We start from the raw sequence: 4,297 nt of genomic DNA, 5'->3' as shown, positions 1-4,297 counted from the left end.
ACACCCTCGTGCTTCCCCCGCAGCTGCCCCACGGCTTCGACCTCCCGGCCGCCCGGCCCAGGCCGGAGCCCGGGGGTGGGGACCGGCCCGCGTGGAACCGGCCCGGTCAGGAGACGAGCTTGACGACCGCGTCCGCCGCCGCCTTCCCCGCGGCGGCGAGGACCGCCTTCACCAGGTCGCCGAGGGCTCCGGTCACTCCGGCCGCGAGGGTGTCGGTGGCGTCCAGGCTCGCCTTGAAGGTGCCGTTGAGGATGCCGTCCCACCGGGCCGTGATCTCGGGGTTGTTCCCGACGAACGTGAAGTCGTCGTTGCGGTCCGGCGTACCGAAGGGCAGTCCGGCGACGGTGCCTTCCGTGTGGCCGGAGTGCTGGAACGTGAACACGTGTCCGTCCGGCGTCAGCACGGCGGCGGAGATCGTGTAGTCGATGTTGTCGAAGCCGCTGTCGTGCGCGTGCGTGCTGAACGAGAAGAAGCCGTCCTGCCGCATCACCACGTGCACCGAACCGCCGATCGCGATGTCGGTCGTGACGTCCTGGTCGAAGTTCTTGCTCGACGTGTCGTACCAGAAGTGGTCCTGGATCGACGCGTCCCCACCGGTGAACCACACCTCCATGCTTCCGGGAACGCGGGACACCGCGGCGAGCCCGGTGGTGACGGACGCGCTGCCGGCGGGGGCGAGCTCGAAGCCCTGCCAGGTACTGCCCTCGTACCAGAAGCGGTCCTGGACCGAGCCGTTCCCGCCCACGTACCAGAGCTCCATGCTGCCCGGGATCCGCGAGACCGCGGTGACACCACTGTGGGTGGACGCGCTGCCGGGCGGCGAGAGCTCGAACCGCTGCCAGGTGCTGCCCTCGTACCAGAAGTGGTCCTGGACCGAGCCGTTCCCACCGACGTACCAGACCTCCATGCTTCCCGGGATCCGCGAGACCGCCGCAATGCCACCGGTCGTCGAGGCACTCCCCGCGGGAGCGAGCTCGAAACCCTGCCAGCTGCTGCCCTCGTACCAGAAACGGTCCTGCACCGAACCGTTCCCACCGGTGAAGAACACCTCCATGCTGCCCGGGATCCGCGAGACCGCAGCCACACTGCCGGTGATGGACGCGCTGCCGGCGGGCGAGAGCTCGAACCGCTGCCAGGTACTGCCCTCGTACCAGAAGTGGTCCTGGACCGAGCCGTTCCCGCCGACGTACCAGACCTCCATGCTGCCCGGGATCCGCGAGACCGCCGCGATGCCACCGGTCGTCGAGGCGCTCCCGGGGGGAGCGAGCTCGAAACCCTGCCAGGTACTGCCCTCGTACCAGAAACGGTCCTGGACGGAGCCGTTCGCCCCGACGAAGAACACCTCCATGCTTCCGGGGACACGCGAGACGGCGGCGATGCCGCCGTTGGCGGACGCGCTACCGGCGGGCGCGAGCTCGTAGCGCCGCCACGGCGACCCCTCGTACCAGTACGCGCCCTGGACAGAGCCGTTGGGGGCCACCCACCAGACCTCCATGCTGCCGTCGATCCGGGAGACCGCGGCCACCCGGCTCGACAGCGAGGCGCTGTCGGCCGACGCCAGCGTGAATCGGTTCCAACTCATCTACGAACCTCCAGGAGCTCGCTTCCGTCACCCGCCGGCCGGGAGGATTCCGGTCCGTGGGCCGCCGGGCCGTCCGAGCCGACCCGACGTTGCGCGGCGCCGGCCGGGTGTCACCGTCCGTGCGCTCAACGCATGCCTCAACGGTAGGAATCCGTGCGGACGGTGACATGAGGCGGCGGTCCCGACCGTGTCCCGGGACCACCGCACCATCCGGGTGCGCGTCATGGGAGCACCGGGGCAGCGCGGTTGCGACGCGAGGAGGCGACGTCCGCCCGGCGGCGCCGCACTCCGGCCACGGGTTCCGCAGGTTCCTCAGGAGGTGGGAGCGGACTCCCGGCGAATTGCCTCAGGATTCCCGACGGCCATCACGAGGTCCTGGCCGTCCCGCCAGATCCTCAGGGAATCCCCCGCCTTGTTCCGAACGTCGGCCGAGGCGCCCGCACCTTCCACCCTCACCGCCATGGCCTTTTCGGAACATCCCACGGCCACGAATCTGAACGGCGGAAACTGCGCGGACGCCTGGGTGTGCTTTCCGGTGAGAACGTTGCCGGGGAATCCCTGGTGGCTGTCCGAGTACACGCTTCCGGTCGGGCGCTGCGCTCCGACCGAGACGGAAGCAGTGGCGGCCGCCCCCGTGGGCGGGGCCGCCAGGAACGCGACCTGGCAGATGTCGTTCCTCACCGCGAGGACCACATCGGCGCCCTCCACCTCGGCGATGCCCAGGATCTTGGCGGTGCCCTTGGCCGGGGGTGCGTCGACACTGGCCTGGACGGACGGGGCAACCGGCGCGGCCGCCAGCCCGTCGAGGGCCCACGGGGCGCCCGCCTCGGAGGATGTCGCCCCGTCGCCGGTACATGCCGTCACCAGTGCTGCGGTGGTCAGGAGAACCGCCGCACCTGAGAGCCGCAGGGGTCGCCCCATGTACCGAATTCCTCTACTTCGACCACGAGTTGTAGCAGCAGCCTACCGGGTGCCGCGCATTGCCGCTGCCGATCCAGTGGTCGCTGACGGCGCGACTGCAGATGTCGTTGGAGAAGAGGTCGTACAGCAAAAAGCCTCCAGACAGCCGAACTTGCCGTCCGGGCCGGTGTACGACCCGGTCTCGGTGCATGGGCGCGATGGACAACGACCTGGTGGTGGTCGACTTCCTGCGCACCAAGTACCGCCGCAGCATTCGGACAGGCACCCGAGCGCATCCGCAACGCGACGGTCACCGACCGAAGGACGCCCCGGGACCGGTGTTCAGTGCGACGCAGCGGAGGCCGAACCCGACGGGTCCGAGGGTGTGGCGACCCAGCCCGGGAGGGTGGGCATCACGGCTGCGGCGACCTGGTGCAGGAGTGCGTCGTCGACCGGTTGGCCGTTGGTGTGGAAGACGGCGAGATCGAAGGCCCGGCCGCCCGGGGCCTTGGGGTCCTGCGCGACGACGAGGTTCCGGACCGGGGCTCCCGAACCGGGGCTGGTCCTGTCGTCCGTGGCGGCCGAAGAGGGCGTGGCACCGGGGAGATCATGCACGAAGAGGGTTTGCGGGCCGCCGCCGGATCCGAGGGTCACCGTGCTGGTGGTGTAGGTCAGGGCGCCGTGGCCGAGCACGGCGGTGGGCCGGGGACGGAACTCCGGCATGTCGGCGATGTCCTTGACGGTGGTGGAACTGTCCGTCAGGGAAACGACGCTCGTGCCCAGGCGCACCTCCACCGTGGCGTCGGTGCCGAAGGCGAGCAGAGCCGGACCTGCGCTCAGGACCCGGCCCTGCGGGGTGCCGAGCAGACCCGGAAGATCGGGACGGTTGAGGGCGGCGCACAGCGCGGCGTAGTTGGGCGGGTCCGTGGGCCGGGGTGCGGCACATGCGGCCGAAGCCTGGTCCTGGTCCTGGTCCGTCCGGTCGAGCATCATCCAGGCGCCGAGTCCGATGGCGGCCAGCAGCATCGCACCCACCCTGGCGGCGGGGCTCCTGCTGGACTTGCGTGCTGCCGGCAACGGCACTCCTCTTCGGTGCGACTCGAACGCCGAGGCAGAAGCACGGCAGACCGGGAAGATCATAAGACGCCAGGCCACGGAGGTTCGCCCGCGTCCATACACAGGGACCCGCCTCACCGCCCTGCCCGGAGTGGGAAGTCGGATCCGTCGACTTCCCACGGTGAGGCGCCCCCCGGGGGGGCCACCTGTCGGAGCCGTTGCCCCTCGTCCGGTTCCTGCGGCGGCACTGCCGCCCGTACGCGTCCCACACCTGGTCGGACGGCGCGCGGGCCCGTGGGTCTTCCTCGGGGCATGGTCCCGGCCACAATGCGCAGGAATCAGGATCCGGAACTCCCTAGGCACCCCTGTCGAGGTGGGACGTGTTCAACAGCGTACGTACCGTGATGACCTTCGCCGCCGACCCCGAGGCGTCGGCCCGGTGGTGGGGCGAGCTCCTGGACGTCCCCGTGAAGACGGACGTCAGCGACACCGGGGCGGTCTACGCCTGGGTGGAGATCGGTGGGGTCGAGGTCGGTTTCCATCCGGTGGACGACAAGCGCAACCCCCGGGGCGGCAGCCCGGTCGTGTACTGGGGCGTGGACGATGTCGACCGGGTCCGGGAGCGGCTGCTCGCGGCCGGCTGTGAACACCACCGGGGCCCGCTGACCATCGAGCCCGGACGCAGGATCGCCCAGCTGCGCGACCCGTTCGGCACCGTCATCGGCATCGAGGGCCCGTAGCAGAACGCGCCGAAGTCCT

4 protein-coding genes are annotated in these 4,297 nt (G+C 70.4%); 1 reads left to right on the top strand and 3 read right to left on the bottom strand.

Annotated features, from left to right (window positions below; translation table 11 throughout):
* Positions 1-106: 106 nt before the first annotated feature.
* From BI06_RS12700 to BI06_RS12690, 3 genes are all read right to left on the bottom strand, one after another.
* Positions 107-1,582 (bottom strand): hypothetical protein, encoded by a 1,476-nt coding sequence (locus BI06_RS12700; RefSeq protein WP_043468074.1) that lies wholly within the window; start codon positions 1,580-1,582, stop codon positions 107-109.
* Positions 1,583-1,894: 312 nt separating this feature from the next.
* Positions 1,895-2,503 carry a hypothetical protein gene (locus tag BI06_RS12695; protein ID WP_043468072.1) on the bottom strand — a complete coding sequence of 203 codons (609 nt, stop codon included), beginning with the start codon at positions 2,501-2,503 and terminating at the stop codon, positions 1,895-1,897.
* Positions 2,504-2,824: 321 nt separating this feature from the next.
* Positions 2,825-3,559, bottom strand: coding sequence for a DUF6215 domain-containing protein (locus BI06_RS12690; RefSeq protein ID WP_149030362.1), 735 nt, complete (start codon positions 3,557-3,559; stop codon positions 2,825-2,827).
* 359 nt (positions 3,560-3,918) lie between these two features.
* On the opposite strand from BI06_RS12690, the gene BI06_RS12685 reads away from it, so the two are divergent.
* Positions 3,919-4,278, top strand: a complete 360-nt coding sequence (locus tag BI06_RS12685) for a VOC family protein (protein ID WP_043468068.1) — start codon at positions 3,919-3,921, stop codon at positions 4,276-4,278.
* The last annotated feature ends 19 nt before the right edge of the window (positions 4,279-4,297 follow it).

It is taken from the genome of Kitasatospora sp. MBT66, from assembly GCF_000710405.2.
GTDB classification, from domain to species: Bacteria; Actinomycetota; Actinomycetes; order Streptomycetales; family Streptomycetaceae; genus Kitasatospora; species Kitasatospora purpeofusca.
This window is presented reverse-complemented; position numbering and strand designations above follow the sequence as displayed.